The 17,547-nt window shown below is 61.8% G+C and carries 19 protein-coding genes; 9 read left to right on the top strand and 10 right to left on the bottom strand.

Annotation, left to right across the window (positions count from 1 at the left end):
• The first annotated feature begins 105 nt into the window (after positions 1-105).
• Positions 106-1,092 (top strand): WD40 repeat domain-containing protein, encoded by a 987-nt coding sequence (locus AC0JZ4_RS09440; RefSeq protein WP_471886128.1) that lies wholly within the window; start codon positions 106-108, stop codon positions 1,090-1,092.
• Positions 1,093-1,366: 274 nt separating this feature from the next.
• Here the strand turns inward: AC0JZ4_RS09440 and AC0JZ4_RS09435 are convergent, their stop codons facing one another.
• From AC0JZ4_RS09435 to odc2, 5 genes are all read right to left on the bottom strand, one after another.
• The gene (locus AC0JZ4_RS09435) at positions 1,367-2,386 is read right to left on the bottom strand and encodes a serine hydrolase domain-containing protein (protein WP_471886127.1); all 1,020 of its coding nucleotides are present in this window, start codon (positions 2,384-2,386) and stop codon (positions 1,367-1,369) included.
• A gap of 169 nt (positions 2,387-2,555) precedes the next feature.
• A complete protein-coding gene (locus AC0JZ4_RS09430) occupies positions 2,556-3,269 on the bottom strand; it encodes an OmpW/AlkL family protein (protein WP_471886126.1) in 714 nt (237 codons plus the stop codon).
• 148 nt (positions 3,270-3,417) lie between these two features.
• Positions 3,418-4,488 (bottom strand): CatB-related O-acetyltransferase, encoded by a 1,071-nt coding sequence (locus AC0JZ4_RS09425; RefSeq protein ID WP_471886125.1) that lies wholly within the window; start codon positions 4,486-4,488, stop codon positions 3,418-3,420.
• A 183-nt stretch (positions 4,489-4,671) separates the two neighbouring features.
• Positions 4,672-5,241 (bottom strand): GNAT family N-acetyltransferase, encoded by a 570-nt coding sequence (locus tag AC0JZ4_RS09420; RefSeq protein WP_471886124.1) that lies wholly within the window; start codon positions 5,239-5,241, stop codon positions 4,672-4,674.
• A 112-nt stretch (positions 5,242-5,353) separates the two neighbouring features.
• Positions 5,354-6,487, bottom strand: a complete 1,134-nt coding sequence (gene odc2, locus AC0JZ4_RS09415; protein ID WP_471886123.1) for an ornithine/lysine decarboxylase — start codon at positions 6,485-6,487, stop codon at positions 5,354-5,356.
• A gap of 780 nt (positions 6,488-7,267) precedes the next feature.
• Between odc2 and AC0JZ4_RS09410 the strand changes: the two genes are divergently transcribed.
• The 3 genes from AC0JZ4_RS09410 (at position 7,268) to AC0JZ4_RS09400 (ending at position 9,995) form a co-directional block, all read left to right on the top strand.
• A complete protein-coding gene (locus AC0JZ4_RS09410; protein WP_471886122.1) occupies positions 7,268-8,161 on the top strand; it encodes a LysR family transcriptional regulator in 894 nt (297 codons plus the stop codon).
• A 113-nt stretch (positions 8,162-8,274) separates the two neighbouring features.
• Entirely contained in the window at positions 8,275-8,919 is a 645-nt protein-coding gene (locus tag AC0JZ4_RS09405) for a DUF1007 family protein (RefSeq protein WP_471886121.1), read from the top strand.
• Positions 8,913-9,995, top strand: a complete 1,083-nt coding sequence (locus tag AC0JZ4_RS09400) for a nickel/cobalt transporter (protein WP_471886120.1) — start codon at positions 8,913-8,915, stop codon at positions 9,993-9,995. The genes AC0JZ4_RS09405 and AC0JZ4_RS09400 overlap by 7 nt, the downstream gene beginning before the upstream one ends.
• 18 nt (positions 9,996-10,013) lie before the next feature.
• Here the strand turns inward: AC0JZ4_RS09400 and AC0JZ4_RS09395 are convergent, their stop codons facing one another.
• Positions 10,014-10,919, bottom strand: coding sequence for a LysR family transcriptional regulator (locus AC0JZ4_RS09395; RefSeq protein WP_471886119.1), 906 nt, complete (start codon positions 10,917-10,919; stop codon positions 10,014-10,016).
• Positions 10,920-11,015: 96 nt separating this feature from the next.
• Between AC0JZ4_RS09395 and AC0JZ4_RS09390 the strand changes: the two genes are divergently transcribed.
• Positions 11,016-11,888 carry an aldo/keto reductase family oxidoreductase gene (locus AC0JZ4_RS09390; protein WP_471886118.1) on the top strand — a complete coding sequence of 291 codons (873 nt, stop codon included), beginning with the start codon at positions 11,016-11,018 and terminating at the stop codon, positions 11,886-11,888.
• A 27-nt stretch (positions 11,889-11,915) separates the two neighbouring features.
• On the opposite strand, the gene AC0JZ4_RS09385 is transcribed toward AC0JZ4_RS09390, so the two are convergent.
• Both AC0JZ4_RS09385 and AC0JZ4_RS09380 read right to left on the bottom strand, forming a co-directional pair.
• Positions 11,916-12,125, bottom strand: a complete 210-nt coding sequence (locus tag AC0JZ4_RS09385) for a hypothetical protein (protein WP_471886117.1) — start codon at positions 12,123-12,125, stop codon at positions 11,916-11,918.
• Complete coding sequence (locus AC0JZ4_RS09380; RefSeq protein ID WP_471886116.1) at positions 12,122-12,814, bottom strand: GNAT family N-acetyltransferase; 693 nt, start codon at positions 12,812-12,814, stop codon at positions 12,122-12,124. The genes AC0JZ4_RS09385 and AC0JZ4_RS09380 overlap by 4 nt, the downstream gene beginning before the upstream one ends.
• A gap of 242 nt (positions 12,815-13,056) precedes the next feature.
• Here AC0JZ4_RS09380 and AC0JZ4_RS09375 point away from each other — a divergent pair, with 242 nt between their 5' ends.
• Complete coding sequence (locus tag AC0JZ4_RS09375; RefSeq protein ID WP_471886115.1) at positions 13,057-13,368, top strand: hypothetical protein; 312 nt, start codon at positions 13,057-13,059, stop codon at positions 13,366-13,368.
• A gap of 61 nt (positions 13,369-13,429) precedes the next feature.
• On the opposite strand, the gene AC0JZ4_RS09370 is transcribed toward AC0JZ4_RS09375, so the two are convergent.
• On the bottom strand, positions 13,430-14,173 hold the full coding sequence (locus AC0JZ4_RS09370; protein ID WP_471886114.1) for a tellurite resistance TerB family protein: 744 nt from the start codon (positions 14,171-14,173) through the stop codon (positions 13,430-13,432).
• 119 nt (positions 14,174-14,292) lie between these two features.
• On the bottom strand, positions 14,293-14,931 hold the full coding sequence (locus AC0JZ4_RS09365; RefSeq protein WP_471886113.1) for a 2-dehydro-3-deoxy-phosphogluconate aldolase: 639 nt from the start codon (positions 14,929-14,931) through the stop codon (positions 14,293-14,295).
• Positions 14,932-15,085: 154 nt separating this feature from the next.
• On the opposite strand from AC0JZ4_RS09365, the gene AC0JZ4_RS09360 reads away from it, so the two are divergent.
• The 3 genes from AC0JZ4_RS09360 to trhO are packed head-to-tail and all read left to right on the top strand — an operon-like array spanning position 15,086 to position 17,498.
• Positions 15,086-15,583, top strand: a complete 498-nt coding sequence (locus tag AC0JZ4_RS09360) for a CYTH domain-containing protein (protein ID WP_471886112.1) — start codon at positions 15,086-15,088, stop codon at positions 15,581-15,583.
• The gene (locus tag AC0JZ4_RS09355; protein ID WP_471886111.1) at positions 15,558-16,535 is read left to right on the top strand and encodes a CHAD domain-containing protein; all 978 of its coding nucleotides are present in this window, start codon (positions 15,558-15,560) and stop codon (positions 16,533-16,535) included. The genes AC0JZ4_RS09360 and AC0JZ4_RS09355 overlap by 26 nt, the downstream gene beginning before the upstream one ends.
• A gap of 18 nt (positions 16,536-16,553) precedes the next feature.
• Entirely contained in the window at positions 16,554-17,498 is a 945-nt protein-coding gene (gene trhO / locus AC0JZ4_RS09350) for an oxygen-dependent tRNA uridine(34) hydroxylase TrhO (protein WP_471886110.1), read from the top strand.
• Positions 17,499-17,547 lie beyond the last annotated feature (49 nt).

Here is a 17,547-nt window from a genome sequence, read left to right as displayed (position 1 = left end):
CCTGCTGATCGAAACCGAGAAAAGCGGGCGTCGGCAACGGCGCCCGAAAATCGTATGAAGACCCCGCCCCCCAACCACAATGACGCCCGAAAATATGGATGCCTGATGCCGACTGTTGCACCGCTTGATCTCGAAGGCCACGTCGTCTCGACCCATTTCCTGGGAGACATCCCCTTCTTCGCCACTGCTGCCGGCACCATCCACCGCCTCGATGGCGGCGAGAAGGTAACCGAAGCCCACAATGGCCTGCTCACCTGCATCCGCGACCCGTTCAGCCCCACGCTGCTGACCGGCGGCGAGGATGGCAAGGTCAACCGCATCGGCCATGACGGCTCGGTCACCACCCTGGCCGAGGTGCCGCGCAAATGGATATCGGTCGTCGCCGGCGGCCCGCAGAATGCGGTTGCCTATGCACTCGGCAAGACCAGCGTCGTGCGTCTCAACGACGGCACGGTGAAGGAATTCACCGAGGAGCGCAGCGTCGAAGCGATCGCCTTTGCCGGCAAGGGCCTGCGCATTGCCGCCGCCCGCTATAACGGCGTATCGCTGCACTGGGTCGGCACCAACACGCCGGCCGCAGACCTGGACTGGAAGGGCGCCCATACCGGCGTCACCTTCTCGCCGGATGGCCGCTTCCTCGTCACCACCATGCAGGAAAATGCCCTGCACGGCTGGAAGCTCGACGGCAAGGCAGGCGAAAACCGCCACATGCGCATGACCGGCTATCCCGCCAAGGTGAAGTCGATCTCCTGGGCGAACAAGGGCAAATGGCTCGCCTCTTCCGGCGCACCGGCCGCCATCGTCTGGCCCTTCTCGTCGAAGGACGGCCCGATGGGCAAGGCACCGCTGGAACTCGGCACCCGCGCCAACATCATGGTCACCCAGGTTGCCTTCCACCCGGTGGAAGAGGTGCTGGCGATCGGTTTCATCGATGGCATGATCCTCGGTGTGCGGATCGCCGACGAAAAGGAAGCGCTGCTGCGCCGTCCCGGCAAGGGCGCGATCACCGGCTTGGGCTGGAGCGCCAGCGGCAAGCTGCTCTCCTTCGCCTCCGAAGCCGGCGATTGCGGCGTCATCGATATCAGCGGCTGATGGCCTGATCGCCGGAGAATAAGGGGAATGGGTGGGAGCTCCATACTTCCCCCACCCACCCCATGGGATCGCGGCGAGGACCCGCTGCACGGACACGTCGCTGCTGCTCCCGAAGCGGAAATCTGAAATGAACGCCACGGCAGCATGCGCGCCATGGTTGTCATGGCAAGCTAACATTAGCAAACAATAATGCAACAAATTGTCCGCACCATGATGAACGGGTAACCCTAATGCAGCGGCTTTGAATCGAAGTTTACCGGCCTTTATCCGGTGATCATGCAGAGCGTGCCACGCCGATAATTTCGGCAAGCAGATCATGCAGCTGGTCACGATAGCCGTTGCGTGCGGATGGTCCGCTTTCGTTGGAAGTCATGACGACGGTCATGCCAAGCGACGGCACGACATAGACCATCTGGCCGCCGTAGCCCCAGCCGAACCTGACTTCCTCGCCGCCCATGTTGCGCATGAACCATCCATAACCATAGGCATCGCCGGAAAAGCGGGAATTGGTGCGCTGCGTCCAGGATTGGTCGATCCAGGACTGCGAAACCACCTGTGTGCCGTCGGCGGCCTTGCCGCCATTACGATAGAGTTCCCCGAAGGCCATCAGCGAGCGGGCGCTCATCGCCATCTGGTTGCCGCCCAGATAGATGCCTTGCGGATCGCGCTCCCAGGCACCGATCCTGAACCCTTCGACCGGCGCCAGCCACTCCCGTGCCAATGCCAGCGTCGACTTACCGCCGACACGCGTCAGGATGGCGGACAGCAGATGCGTCGATGCGGTCGAATATTGCATCGGCCCGCCCGGATCGGTCTCGAACGGCTCCGACAGGGCAAAGCGCACCCAGTTGGAACTGGCCACCCACCGCCCGTAATTCGGCCCCGACATGCGGGCAAGCCCGGCCTGCATCGACAAAAGATTGCCGATCGTGATGTCGTTGATGCGCGGGTCGGGATTGCGCGGCAGATCGGCTTTGAGAATCGGCGCGATCTTCTGGTCGGCACCTTCCAGGATTTTTCGATCGATGGCGATGCCGACGAGGCAGGAAACTATCGACTTCGAAGCCGACTTGATATTGCTCGATGCGTTGAGCGAGCGCCCGTTGAAGGCGCGCTCCGCAATCGGCTTGCCGTCCCGGTAGACGAGTACGACCTTCAATGGCTCAAGGCCTGCTGCCCTGTCCAGTACGCCATCCAGCGTCTGCGGCGGCTGGGGCACCGGCTGTTGCGCGAAGGACCGTGCGGCGGTGAGAACGAAAGGGGCGGAAAGCAGAGTGGCGCGGCGTGTGATCATGTCGCGAAGATAATCATACGCGATTGCCAGATTAAGACCGAACGGCAGCTCTCACGCTGAAATGAACCGGCGTGAGCCGACCCGGCAAAAGCCGACACGCGCACGCATCACGAACCGAAGAGGGCGCGGCTTGCGCCACGCCCTCGAGTTCTGCCTGCTTTAGGACCGGTCAGAAGCGATAGCTCACGCCGGCGCCGATCAACCACGGATCGAGCTTGGCCTTGCCGGAAAGCGGCGCGCCGTTCAACGGGTTGCTGTCCACCTTCCACTCGGTTTCCAGGAAGATTTTCTTCACGTCGAAGTTGATGCCCCAGTGTTCGTCGAGCATGTAGTCGAAACCGGCCTGCAGGGCCCAGCCGAAGTCGTTCTTCACGTCGAGACCGGTGAAGCCGTTCCTTTCGGACTGGTTGTAGAACAGCGAATAGTTGACGCCCGCGCCCACATAAGGCTTGAAGGCACCGAAATTGGTGAAGTGATACTGCAACAGCAGGGTCGGCGGCAGAAGCCATGCCTTGCCGACATCGACATCGCCCGCAGCCCCGATCGCCGCAAGGTTATCCGTCTTGATCTTCGAATAGGTCGTGCCGAGGATCAGTTCCGCCGCGATATTGTCGGTGAAGAAGTAGCTGATATCGAGTTCGGGAATAACGCTGTCGCTGTAGTCCAGACCGACGCCCGGCAGCTGGCTGACCGAGCCGGAATCGTGCGTGATGACGCCGAGTGCACGCACGCGGATCTGCCATGGGCTCGATGCCTCGACCACCGTTTCAACCACCGGCTCGGCGGACACCGGCGCCAGATCGGCGGCAACCGCGCCGAATGCGAAAAGACCCGCGCCGAGACCGGCAACCCAAGCTGAACAGCTCCCGCCCTTGATATTCATAAGACTTCCCTTCCAGTCCTTCTATGGTTCTGGAACCGGTCTAGAATGCGAGGACGAGCGTCGGGTTGACCTAGATCAATTCAAGCCAAGCCGTGGAAAACCATGGCAATTTTACCACACCACAATATCGCCGTGGCAGGCGTTTCGGTCAGACCGCCGCCGGCGATACCGGTGCAAGCACCCGCCCCGCCAGGATATCCCGCGCATAGTCCTGCCGCGGGAATTCAAGCTTACGAATGGCACCCTGTCTGGTCAGATCAAGGATCTTTTCGGCGGCGGCGACCGCATCCCGCCAGTCGAGCTGCACGCCGCTCAGATCGTAATCCCACCATTCGCTTTCGTTCAAGCGGTCGATGACATCGGGTTCGAACCTGTACTTGAGTATACGCGCCGGCGCCCCGCCCATGATCGCGTAGGGCGGTACATCCTTGGTGATGATCGAGCGCGTTGCGATGACCGCACCATTGCCGATCGTGATGCCGGGCTTCAAAAGCACGCCGCCGCCGATCCACACGTCATGGCCGATGCGGGTGACGACATGGCTGTTGCCCGCTTCCCAGCCCTGCATTGCCGGGGGCGCGTTGACGCCCGCATCGGCGAAGAACCGCTGGTGATGCGGCGCATAGGACATCGGGCTGCTGGACAGCCAGCTCGTCGGATGGGCATCGCCGAAAATGCTCAGACCCGCGGCAATGCTGCAATAGCGCCCGATCGACAGGTTGTTGCGGACCTGGCCGACAACATAGGAAAATGCCCCCATCTTGAAAAAAGCGCCGATCGGCAAGGTCGCGCCCGGCTCGATCTCGGCGCCCGGATACAGCGTGACCGGGTCACCGGCGGCGTAGACGCCGTCCTGCCGTGCCAGATGCGAGAGATAGAAACGCCCCCGCTTGGCGGTCTGCAATACGTCGTCGGCATAGGGTATCATGATCGGATGCGACGCATTCGGCTCCAACCAGAAACGGTGCGGGCCGGAAAGCGACTGCCCCGCCAGCCGTCCGCCGGCCTGCGCTTCGAACGCGAAGCGACGGGAAGGCGATCCGTTGACGTCGAGAATATCGAGAGACTGTTCGCTCAACCGCCAGAAGGCTTCGTTCGGGTGATGATAACCACCGATCTTGCCATCCTCGCGAAACACCATATTGCCGAGCAGGGAATTGGGGGCAGCGCCATATCGCCAGATCTGCGACGTAAGCTCGGCGGGGGTCAGCATGGGCATGGCCTGTTCTCGACTGATTGGGTGTTTTCCAGCCATTAAACCCGCATCCCGGCAAAGCTCAATCATCCGCACCGCGCCATACAGAATTTCACCGGACGCGAAACCCCGCCTCCCTTGCGGGAGACGGGGCTCATGTAGGATCGGAACGGCAGCAGGGCCTGCCTTGCTGAACCGCTTTATGGATCAGGCCAGCTTGCGGCCGCTCGCAACGATCATGCCTGCAGCACCGGCAAGCCAGCCCGCCTTGAGTTCCAGCGCCAGAAAGCGGTCGCGCTGGAACGGGCCGGGCATCACGAGATGCGCGGTCTTTTCGGCGACGAAACCGAATCTCTCGTAATAGGCGGCATCGCCGACAAGCAGGATGGCGCCATGGGCGCGGTGATGCGCCTCGGCGATCGCCGCCCGCATCAGGGCCGCACCGATACCCTTGCCCTCATGCGCCGGATCGACGGCGAGCGGACCGAGCAGCAGCGCATCGATGGCGCTGCCTTCCGGCGAAATGCCGGCCTCGATATTCCACAGGCGGACGGTGCCGATCACATGGCCTTCGCCATCGCGCGCGACAATCGCCAGGCCTTCGGCCGGCAGGCGGTTGCGACGGATTTTTTCCGAAGACTTTTTGCGGCGGTCGGGGCCCATGGCCTGGTCGAGCAGGTTTTCGCGGGCAACAACATCCGCCGGGGTCTCGGCATCGATCGTATAGGTTTGAGCAGGCGCAAAGAATGCGCGCACAGAATCAAGAACAGTGGCCATCCTTGGGCCTCCCGAACTTAAAACCGTTTCAGACGGTATCGAGGTTTCATTGTGGGTGTGCGGCTCCCGCCTGGAGGTACGGGAACCGCGAAACTTGAGACGTTAAAACGTCTTAGATCACATAGGCCTTGAGCGGCTCGAAGCCGTTGAAGGCGACGGCCGAGTAGGTCGTCGTGTAGGCGCCGGTGCCTTCGATCAGAACTTCGTCGCCGATCGAAAGGGTGAGCGGCAGCGGATACATGTTCTTTTCGTACAACACGTCGGCAGAATCGCAGGTCGGGCCGGCCAGAACGCAGGGTTCCATCTCGTCGCCGTCACGCGCAGTGCGGATCGGGTAGCGGATCGCCTCGTCCATGGTTTCGGCCAGACCGCCGAACTTGCCGATGTCGAGGAAGACCCAGCGATGGTTGTCATTGTCCGACTTGCGCGACACGAGCACGACTTCCGCCTTGATCACGCCTGCATTGCCGACCATGCCGCGACCCGGCTCGATGATCGTCTTCGGCAGGTTGTTGCCGAAATGCTTGCGCAGCGAAGCGGAGATCGCCTGGCCGTATTCCTCGGCCTTCGGGATGTCGCGCAGGTACTTGGTCGGGAAGCCGCCGCCCATGTTGACCATCTGCAGGACGATGCCCTGCTTGGCCAGCGATGCGAAGACGCGCTTGGCATCGGCCAGCGCCGAATCCCAGGCATCGACCTTGGTCATCTGCGAGCCGACATGGAAGGACACGCCGTAGCTTTCCAGACCCAGCTGGTGAGCGTAGACGAGAACGTCGACGGCCATCTGCGGGACGCAGCCGAACTTGCGCGACAGCGGCCATTCGGCACCTTCGCCATCGGTCAGCACGCGGCAGAACACCTTCGCGCCGGGAGCGGCACGGGAAATCTTCTCGACTTCCTCATGGCTGTCGACGGCGAACAGGTTGACACCGAGTTCGAAAGCGCGCGCAACATCGCGCTCCTTCTTGATCGTGTTGCCGAAGGAAATGCGGTCGGCGGTTGCACCGGCGGCAAGCGCCATCTGTACTTCGGCAACCGAGGCGCAATCGAAGCTCGAGCCGAGCGAGGCGAGCAGCTGAAGGATTGCCGGTTCCGGGTTCGCCTTGACCGCGTAATAGATCGCGCTGTCCGGCAGGGCATGACGGAAGGCGTTGTAGTTGTCGCGGACGACATCGGTATCGACGACGAGGCACGGGCCTTCCGGACGTCGGGTGTTGATGAAGTCGAGGATGCGAGCAGTGGTCATCGGTCAGTCCCTTCAAAATCTCAAAGCTCCGGCTGCGAACCGGAGGACAAAGGGCGGATGAGAATGCGCAAGGCCCGGCCGATGGAGACCCCGGAACCTAGACACGCTCTACCGCGCGAACAGTGGACCAACGCCCTGCCACGGGCTTTGATCCGGCTTTGTCTGCCTTGGATTGGCGGGTTGTCCCTACCGCACTTCCGGCAATTCAGGTGTGCCTCTTCAGAATTGCGCGCTGATGGAAAGCACGCAGAGACTAGAAAGGCCCGCACCGTCGTTGCTTCAAGATGTCCTCGCATTTCCCGGTTGGCCGGAATAGCGACTGGAGCGGTTAGTTCCAGGTACCTTACCGATGACCTCACCTTAGAGAATGATCTCAGTTCGAGGGTCGGCGGACACCCACAGGCACGTGCGACTTTGGGCAGCACGGGAAATAAGAATATTCGCCGTCATAATCAAGAGGTTTTTTGCGCCTCCGCAAAAAATCTACAACCTGTTTACGGATGCCCGTACCGCACGAAAACGACGGGCGGATTACAGGCGATCAACATGGCCATGACGGGGCGATTTCGTGGGCATTTTGCGGGATTTAGGAGAAAGCAATCTCATGGCCGGCAACGAGGATCGCAATCTCGAACGAGACGTGGCGATCTAATCATCGGCACCGCATCGGTTATGCGATTGACCGGTTAAGCGATGCGGATCTTCAGCGAATTAACGTGGCCCTTGCTTTTGCCCTCGGCCTGACCGAGTAATCGCGCATAATCTGGAGCCCTCTTCCCCATGGACACACTCACCCGCATGCGCGCCTTCATCGACGTGGTCGAGGCCGAAGGTTTTTCCGCTGCCGCCCGTCGCACGGGCCGCTCCAAGGCGCTGCTGTCGAAATATGTCCGCGAGCTTGAGGACGATCTCGGCGCGCTCCTGCTCAACCGCACGACGCGGCAGTTCTCGCTGACGGAGGCGGGACACACCTATTATCGCAGCGCTTCCGATATCCTGAAGGAGATCGACAACCTCGCCGACCTGGTGCGCGAGGGCAATGCCGATCTGAAAGGCCGCCTGCGCATATCCGTGCCGCGCACCTTCCTCGATGCCGAGGTCGGCCAGTCGCTGATCGATTTCGCCAAGGCGCATCCGGACGTGCAGCTGGAAATCGTTGCCGACGACCGCTTCGTCGATCTGATCGAGGAGAATTTCGACCTCGCGATCCGCATCACGCGACTTGAGGATTCCGGCATGATCGCCAAGAAGCTCAGCGATTTCCGCGTCCATGCAGTCGCCACGGCCGATGTGGTCGCTCAATACGGCCCGCTGGACCATCCGCAGCAACTGAACGGCACGCCCTTCATCATCGACACCAACTCCCGTTGGCACAACAATATCCGCTTCGTCGAAAAGGACGGCTCGACCATCTCCGTCGGTGTTTCCGGCCCGATCGAGGTCAACAGCCCGCAAGCGACGCTGCGCGCCGCACGCGCCGGCCTCGGCGTTGCCATCGTCCCGGATTTCATCGCCAACAGCTCAATCCAATCGGGCGAGCTCGTCACCCTGTTCGATGACTACATCATCAAGGATCGCGGCATCTACGCCGTTTATCCGCACCGTCGCTACCTGCCGGCCAAGGTGCGCAGCTTCGTCGACTTTCTCGCCAACTGGTTCAAGCAGGCGAGATGAACGCCCGCGATAAAGATGACGCATTGAAACGGTAACTCTATAACGCCTGAGTCGAAATTCCGTCCCATTTCGACGGCACAGCACGAAGCGGACGAATTGGGATGCTGAAGCCGATGCGGAAGAGACTTGCGACCATCACTGTCATTGCGGCCTCGGCTCTGCCCCTGCCCGCCCTCGCGCATCCGCATATCTTCGTCGAATCGCGGCTGGAAGTGATTGCCGGCGATGACGGCAATGTTGCCGAGCTGCGCAATGTCTGGCGCTTCGACGAGGTGTTCTCCTCCAGCGTCCTCCTGGATTTCGACAAGAATACCAACCTGAAACTGGACGAGGACGAGCTTGCCGAACTCGGCGAGACGATGCGCACCTCGCTTGGCGACTACAGCTATTTCACCACCCTGTCGCTCAACGGCGCACCGGTCGGCGTCGTCAAGCCGGACGCCATCCACGTGAGTTTCCAGGACAACCAGATCCTGGTCTTCTTCGCCGTCAAGCCCGACAAGCCGATGCCGCTCAAGGGCCGCCTGACCTTCGGCATCTACGACCCGACCATGTATACGGCCATCGACTTCCCGACCGACAAGGATCTGGTCGCAGAAGGCGCGGGCTTCAGCCATTGCAAGCATCAGGTCGTTCGGCCCGACCCGGACGAGGTTCTCTCGCAAAACAGCGCCTCTCTGACCGATGCGTTCTTCAACGACCCGACCGGCACCGACATGTCGAAAATGTTCGCGACCCGCCTGGAGCTGACATGCTGAAATCCGCAGGGGCAGAACGCCGGCGCGCGCGCGTCGTGGCAACACTCGCCATTTTGTCGCTTGCCACGCTGGCGCTCGCCAACATCGCCCACGCCCAGTCGCCGCTCGGCGTCGGCTCGGCCGAACCCTCGTTTTCCGTCGGCGGCCCCCTCGCCCCCTTCTTCAACTGGATCAACTACTACCAGCAGTCCTTCTACCGGGCGCTGACCGGCGCGCTGCGGGCGATGCGCGAAGACCCTTACGCGCTGTCCAGCCTCATCGGCCTGTCGTTTGCCTATGGCGTCTTTCATGCCGCCGGCCCCGGCCACGGCAAGGCGGTCATTTCCTCCTACATGATCGCCAACGAGGTGGAGCTGCGCCGCGGCGTGGTCATCTCGTTCATCTCGGCCCTGCTTCAGGGCCTTGTCGCGATCCTGGTCGTCGCCGCAGCCTTTGTGGCCCTGCGCGGCTCCGGCATCACCATGACCCAGGCGACATGGACGATGGAAGTGGCAAGCTATGCGCTCGTCGCCCTGTTCGGCGGCTGGCTGCTGGTAAAGAAGATCCGCTCTCTGAGGCTGCGCCTGGTGCGCACGCCGGAGACGGCAACGGCAACCGCCGGCCTCTTCGACGGCCCGTCGGCGACGCGCAGCACGACCGGCCTCAGCTTCAAGGCCGTCGAAATCGACGACCATGATTACGAAGGCGACGGCGATTACTGCGAAACCTGCGGCGTCAGCCACATGCCGGACCCGAAGGCACTCTCGGGCAAGAACTTCAATCTGAAGGAAGCCTGGTCGGCCATAATCGCGGTTGGCCTGCGCCCGTGTTCCGGCGCCATTCTGGTCATGAGCTTCTCGCTCTTGAACGGCCTTTATCTCGGCGGCATCCTGTCGGTTCTCGCCATGTCGATCGGCACGGCAATCACCGTCACCGTGCTCGCCACGCTCGCCGTCACCGCCAAGGATGCGGCGCTCAGGCTCGCCGGCCCATCGTCACCCACCGGCAGGCGCATCGGCCACGGCATCGAGATCGCCGGCGCGCTCTTTGTGCTCCTGATCGGTCTGAGCCTGCTCGGCGCATCGTTGCAGGCCTGACGGACCGCCTTCATCCCGTCACGCGCCACGATGCGCCTTGACGAAATCGACGAAGGCGCGCAGCGGTGCCGGCACCAGCCGGCGGCCGGAATAGTAGAGATACGGTCCCGAAAAGCTCTCCCACCAATCCTCCAGCACCGGCTCGAGCACACCACGTTCGAAATGCGGCCTCAGCCAATCCTCGAACAAAGCCATGACACCGACGCCTGCAACTGCGGCCTCGATCGCCAGATCCGAGCCTCCGCCGGCCTGCACGATCATCCGCGCCGGCGGGTCCACCACGACCACCTCTCCATTCCGCTCGAATTCCCACGGCAGCATGGCGCGATCGCCAAAGCGCCCGCGAATGCAGGAATGCGCCAGCAGATCACGCGGATGCTCTGGGCGGCCGTGCCTTTCGAGATAGGCGGGTGACGCGCCGAGGGCGAAGCGCTGGACGCGCGGACCGATCGGCACCGCGATCATGTCCTGCTCCAGCCGTTCGTCATAGCGAATGCCGGCATCGCATCCGGTAGCGATGATATCGACGAAACTCTCATCGGTGACGATTTCGAGCCGGATATCGGGATAGGCGGCAAGAAAGCCCGGAACGATACCCGGCAGCACCAGCCGCGCGGCACTGACCGGCACGTTCAGCCGCAACAGGCCAGCCGGCCGATCGCGAAAACCGCCGGCGACATCGAGTGCCGCCTCCATTTCCGAAATGGCTGGCCCGAGCCGCTCCAACAGGGCACGACCGGCCTCCGTCGGCACGACGCTGCGTGTCGTCCGGTTCAAAAGCCGGACGCCGAGCTGCGTCTCCAGCCGCCTGACGGCATCGCTCAACCCCGACGCACTGCCACCCGATTGCCGTGCCGCCTGCCGAAACCCGCCGGCCCGTGCTACCGCGATAAAGGAACCGAGCTCGCCCACATCGAATTTCATTGTCCGCCTCTCCGTACAGCCTGTACGGATTAGCATCTATTCCAGAACGAACCAACCGGCTCTATCTTCAGCTCACCCGAATGAAGGAGTCATCCCATGACCAGCATCGAAAAATCCGGACTGTTCAAACTGGGCGATCGCAGCGTCAAGCGCCTCGGTTACGGCGCCATGCAGCTTGCCGGAAAAGGCGTCTTCGGCCCACCGAAGGACCGCGCAGAGGCAATCGCAGTGCTGCGCGCCGCCGTCGAGGGCGGCGTCGATCACATCGACACGAGCGACTTCTACGGCCCTCACGTCACCAACCAGATCATCAAGGAAGCACTGCACCCGTATGCCGACGACCTCGTCATCGTCACCAAGATCGGGGCGGTACGCGGCGACGACGCCTCGTGGAACCCCGCCTTCTCAAAGGAAGCACTGACAAGCGCCATCCACGACAACCTGCGCAATCTCGGCCTCGACGTGATCGAGGTGGTCAATCTGCGCGCCATGTTCAGTGTCCACGGCCCGGCAGAAGGGTCGCTGGAAGAACCGTTGAGCGTGCTCGCCGACCTGCAACGTCAGGGCCTCGTCAAGCATGTGGGTCTGTCGAACGTGACCGCCAGACAGGTTGCCGACGGCCGCAAGATCACCGACATCGTCTGCATCCAGAACCACTACAATCTCGCCCATCGCGAAGACGACGCCCTGATCGACCAGCTGGCGGCGGCGGGCATAGCCTATGTGCCTTTCTTCCCGCTCGGCGGCTTCTCGCCGCTGCAATCGTCAACCCTGTCGGATGTCGCAGCGCGCCTCGACGTCACGCCGATGCAGGTGGCCCTCGCGTGGCTTCTGCAGCGCTCGCCCAATATCCTGCTCATTCCCGGCACGTCATCGCGCGGTCACCTTGCGGAAAATCTGGCTGTGGCCGGGATCACTCTGCCCGCCGATGCGATCGCCGAGCTGGATGGCATAGCCAGGGCCGCCTGAATGGCATGACGACAATGGCAGGCGGGGCTACTCCCCCCGCTTGCGTCTCTGATAGCGCGCCCGCAGCCAGAACACCCAGAAAAAACCGAGCAGCAGCACCGCCCCGGTGATGAAGGCCATGACGGGGGAGTACTGGCCGATCCACAGAACGAGGGTCGGCAGGAAATAGATGACCAGCACGGCGCCGATCATCACCACGGCAGCGCCGATGACCTGAGATCGGTTCTCCGGCTTCATGCGCCGTTTCCGGTCGCGAGTTCGGCGCGGATATCCTCCAGCCGCCGCTTCTGGTCTCCATCGGCCTCGAAATTATCGGGCGAAAGCCATGCCTCGAAGGCTGCCCTGTTGAGCGGCCATTCGCTGTCGATCATCGAGAACCACGCCGTATCGCGGTTCGCTCCGCGTGAAATCACATGCTGGCGGAACACGCCCTCGAAGGCGAAGCCATAGCGGATCGCCGTCTTCTTGCTCGGCTCGTTCTCGTTGTGACACTTCCATTCATAGCGACGGTAATCGAGGTCGTCGAACACGTGTTTCGCCATCAGGTAATGCAGTTCCGTCGACATCGGCGACCGCTTCATCGCCTCGCCATGCGCCACCGAACCAACCTCGACCACACCGTTCTTCGGGTCCGGGCGCATGTAGCTCGCCATGCCGACGATCTTGCCGGATGCGTTTTCGCGCGCCACCAGCGTGACGAAGCTCAGATTGGCACGCGCGCCCTGCAGCCAGGCATCGAATTCGTCCGGCGTGCGGTAATCGTCATTGGGGAAATAGCGGATCAGCTCATTGATCCCCTCGCCGCCCAGCGCCTCCCACAGACCGGCCAGATGCAGCTCGCGGTCATAGGGTTCGAGGCTCAGCAACCGTCCTTTCAAGGTAACGGGTGCGGGGGCTGCAACTTTGTAGCTTTTCAGATCGCGCATCGACAGGGCCTCGCATTGATGCAACGAGGCTTAAGTCAAAGAATGGGTGAAATCAACGATCGCAACGGCCGCTCGCCCAGTTCGTCATCCGCATGGCGGCGCCTGTAGGAAGACCATTCGCCGATGCGCCAGTCCCGCAAGCTGCACCTATAAAATGTCATCCGTCATATCTTCGAAACCCCTCCATATTGATGGGGCCTGAATATAGATTTAAATATTGCGCAGGAAATGGGATCGACATAATGCCCGTAAATCTGCCCGAAAGACGCCCGACGGACCCTCTATTACTCACGTTGCTTATGAGGATTTCCGAAAATGGCGGAGATTTGCTGGTCGACGAAGATGAATTCGGCCGTCTTGAAGTGGAAGATCACTTTCGGGACGCGGAAGCACGGAAGCTGATACGCCTCGATCACGGCGGGGAATGGTCTGCCGGCGCCGTTATCTCGATCACGCGCCAGGGCCGATCGCTGATCGGCCAGAAGGAACCCGAAAGCTTGTGGCGCAAGCTCGAGATGCTGCTGAGGCGCAGGCATGGCGGGACGGACATCTGACACCCGGCGGGAGACAGGACGCGAATCGCGCCCTGCCGTCATTTCCAAGGACCGCTTTTGGTTACGATGCGACCTTCACCGAAGATACGGTCGCATCGATATGATCGATCAACGCATCCGGCAGGTTGAGGCGACCGGCCAGCATGTCGAGATAACCGCGCTCGGCGCGCGTATCGGGATCGATGGTAAGACGGGTTGCCGTGTAAAGCTCGACCTTCTGCTCCTCGGTGCGCGCGGCGGCGACCAGCTCGTCGATATCGACCGGGTTCGCCAGCTCTTCGGCGATGAACGCTTCCGCCTCTGCGCCGAGATCGACCGCATGGATCTTTTCCATGATATTGGCCCGTTCGCTCTGGTCGATATGGCCGTCGGCCTTGGCGGCCGCGATCATTGCGCGCACCAGCGTCAGCGCAAAATCATTGGAAAGCTGCGGTGATTCCAGGCTGAAGGCGCTGTCGGCCGGCGGCAGGGCGATCGGAGTATTGGACGCAGGCTGCGGCTGCGGCGCCGCCTGTGGCGACTGGCCGGACTTGTAGTTCTTGTAGGCGAGATAGCCAAGACCGGCGACCGCCGCGATACCGCCGATCGTCACCGCATTGCCGGCCATCTTGCGGCCGGTCTTGGTACCGAGGATGGCGGCAGCGATACCGGCCGATTTCAGCGGGTTGTTGCGGGCGATGTCCGTAGCCTTGCCGGCCCAGTCGGAGATCCCTCCAGACTTGCCGCCTTTCGCATGGCCGCCTCCCGCATAACCACCAGCCTGCGAACCGAGGAACTGGTCGAGAAGCTTCTTTGCGTCGAACATCAATATCTCCTGTTGGTTGAATTTCTCAGGAGATATGGGAGCGATCGCGCGGAAAAACAATTTTCTCGCGCGATCGATAACGAAATTGTCAGATACGAACCGACCCGCGAACGGCCGGATCAGCCCCTCAGCGCAAAAGCTTCCGAGGCAAGCTTGGTGATACCGGCCCAGTCGCCGGCCGCAACCAGCTCCTTTGGCGCGACCCAGGAACCGCCGACGCAGACGACATTCGGCAGCGCCAGGTAATCCTTGGCATTTTTCAGCGAAATGCCGCCCGTCGGGCAGAAGAACGTGCCGGCGAGCGGCGACGAGAAGGCTTTCAGCATGGAAGCGCCGCCGGCCTGCTCTGCGGGGAAGAATTTCATCACGTCATAGCCGGCTTCGCGAAGCTTCATTACTTCGCTGGCGGTCGCAGAACCCGGCAACAGCGGCACAGGGGAATCGGCGGCTGCGGCAAGCACGCCTTCGGTCACGCCCGGAGACACGATGAAGGTCGAGCCGGCCTTGACGGCCGCGTCCCAGTCGCGCGCATTGAGGATGGTGCCGGCGCCGACATTGGCGCCTTCCACTTCCTGAGCGACCGCCTTCACCGCATCGAGCGCCGCCGGCGTGCGCATCGTGATCTCGATGGCGCGAAGACCACCGGCGACGAGCGCCTTAGCCAGGCCGACAGCCGATTTCGCGTCATCGACGATCAGCACCGGAACGACCGGCTGCAGCTTGAGGATGGTAAGCAGTTTCTCGGTTTTGCTCGCCACGACGGAACCTCCCAAAACGATTGAAATATGCCTTCGGGAATAAGCGCCGAAATCGCCATTGTCGAGAAAAAACGGGCCTCTGCGACAGAACGCATTTTCCTGACATGGTGTTTGCCCTAGGTTGTTATCGACACAGCAGGATGGACGGCATGGCATGGCGATAGAAATTGAACGAAAGTACCTGGTCACCGGCGATGGCTGGCGCACGGAGGCATCCTCGTCATCCGATTTCCTCCAGGCCTATATCGCCGCCGGCAAGGATCGCTCGGTGCGTATCCGCATCATGGATGAGGAACGGGCACGCCTGACAATCAAGATGGGTCGCAATCTCTTCGCCCGTGACGAGTTCGAATACGATATCCCGCTGCAGGACGCGCACGACATGGCCGCGCAGGCGCTTGGCGTCGTTCTGGAAAAGACCCGATACCAGGTGCCGTTCGAGGGCCATATCTTCGAGGTCGATGTCTATGCCGGCACCTATACCGGCCTTATCGTCGCCGAGGTCGAACTGCCCGACGAGAAGACGCAGCCCGCCCTGCCCTCCTGGATCGGCCGGGAAATCACCGGCGACCGGCGCTATTCAAACGCCGTCATGGCAACCGAGGATCTGAGCGAGGAGTTGGTCAATGGCCTACCGTTTGCGGCCTCGTAAGTCCTTCACCGCAGAATTCCGCGCGGTTGCCGAAAACCAGCTCGAAAAGGCGATCCGCCATCTGGGCGACCAGCCGGATGGTCCGCACGAGGCGGTCCACGATGCACGAAAACGCTTCAAGCGGGTGCGCGCGCTCTATCGCCTCATCCAGCAGGATGCACCGGATTTCCGTTCAAGGGAAAACGCCCGCATCCGCGATGTCGCACATTCGCTTTCGGCGGTGCGCGATGCGACCGCTCTGGTCGAGACCCTCGATTACCTGATGGGTTTTGCAGCCTCCGACGAGGAGCGCGAAACATTGTCCGACGCCCGCGAAACCCTGTCCGCAAGGCGCGACCGCATCGCCTCGCAAGAGCATGACTTATCCGCGAAAATGGCAACCGCCGTCGATGCCTGCCGCGACGCGATCATGGCGCTCGACGACCTGAAACTGTCCGACACGCCGGCAAAGACCGCCAGGCATCTCGGCAAGGCATGGCGCCGGCAGCTTAAGAAGGCGCATGTCGCACGCGACGCCTGCGAGCAGTGCGGCGGGGCGGAAAACTATCACGACCTGCGCAAGAGCGCGCAGGCCTACTGGATGCATCTGTCCCTGTTGCGCGATATCTGGCCATCGGCGATGCGGACCAAACAGCTGGAATGCAAGGCGCTCGTCGACCTGCTCGGCCACGAGCACGATCTCTCGGTTCTGACAGCGCTCGCGGATGCGGAACCGAACCTTTTCGGCACCGGCGAAACGCTCGCCCGCCTTCTCGCCGCCATCATCGCAAGGCAACAGATCCTCAGGGAAGAGGCGCTTGATATGGCCGACAGCGTTTTCGCCGAAACGCCTGAAATGGAAGCCGGCCTGATCGCTCTCCTCTGGAAGAGGGCAGCCGGCGCGCCGAAGCCCAAAAAGCCCCGGAAAGCGCTGTACGTCGAAGAAGAAGAGACATTGCACGGACAGCAATAGCGCTGTATTTGAGCCCGCATGACAGACAATCAGATCACATCGCGGCCGACCTCGGCTGACGGCTTCCTCGTTGCCGCTCTCTATCACTTCGCACGCTTCGAGCGTTTCGAGGATTTTCGCGCGCCGTTGCAGGCATTTTGTGACGAGAACGGCATCAAGGGCACGCTGCTGATCGCCCGCGAGGGCATTAACGGCACCGTCGCCGGCACCGACGCTGCGATCGCGAGACTGCTCTCCCACCTACGCGCCCAGCCGGAATTCGCCACGCTGGAGCACAAGGAAAGCCGCGCGTCGAAAATGCCCTTCGTGCGCATGAAGGTGAAGCTCAAGAAAGAGATCGTCACCATGGGCGTCGAGGACATCGACCCCAACCGCATCGTCGGCACCTATGTCGATCCGAAGGACTGGAACGCGCTGATCTCCGATCCGGAAACGATCCTCATCGACACCCGCAACGATTACGAGACGGCGATCGGCATATTCAAGGGCGCGGTCGACCCGAACACCAAGACCTTCCGCGAGTTTCCCGACTGGGTGCGCAACAATACCGGCCTGCACAACAAGCCGAAGATCGCCATGTACTGCACCGGCGGCATCCGCTGCGAGAAGGCAACGGCCTTCATGAAGGAAGAAGGCTTCGAGGAAGTCTATCACCTCAAGGGCGGCATCCTGAAATATCTCGAGGAAGTGCCCGCTGAGGAAAGCCTCTGGGAAGGCGCCTGCTTCGTCTTCGACGAGCGCGTCTCGGTCGAGCACGGTCTGAAGGAAGGCAATCACAAGCTCTGCCACGCCTGCCGCAACCCGATCACGGCGGAAGAGATCACCTCGCCGAAATACGAAGAGGGCGTTTCCTGCTCCCATTGCTACGACAGCCGCACGGAAGAAGACCGCCTGCGCTACCGCCAGCGCCAGCTGCAGATCGCGCTCGCGAAACAGCGCGGCCAGAAGCACATTGGCGGCTGATCGCGGCCTGTCGCGGTTTTAGAGCGTTTCCTGGTTAAATTGAAACGCT

Source organism: [Rhizobium] kunmingense (assembly GCF_977018605.1).
The sequence above is the reverse complement of the archived record's forward strand: the minus strand, read 5'-3'. Positions and strand labels throughout refer to the sequence as shown.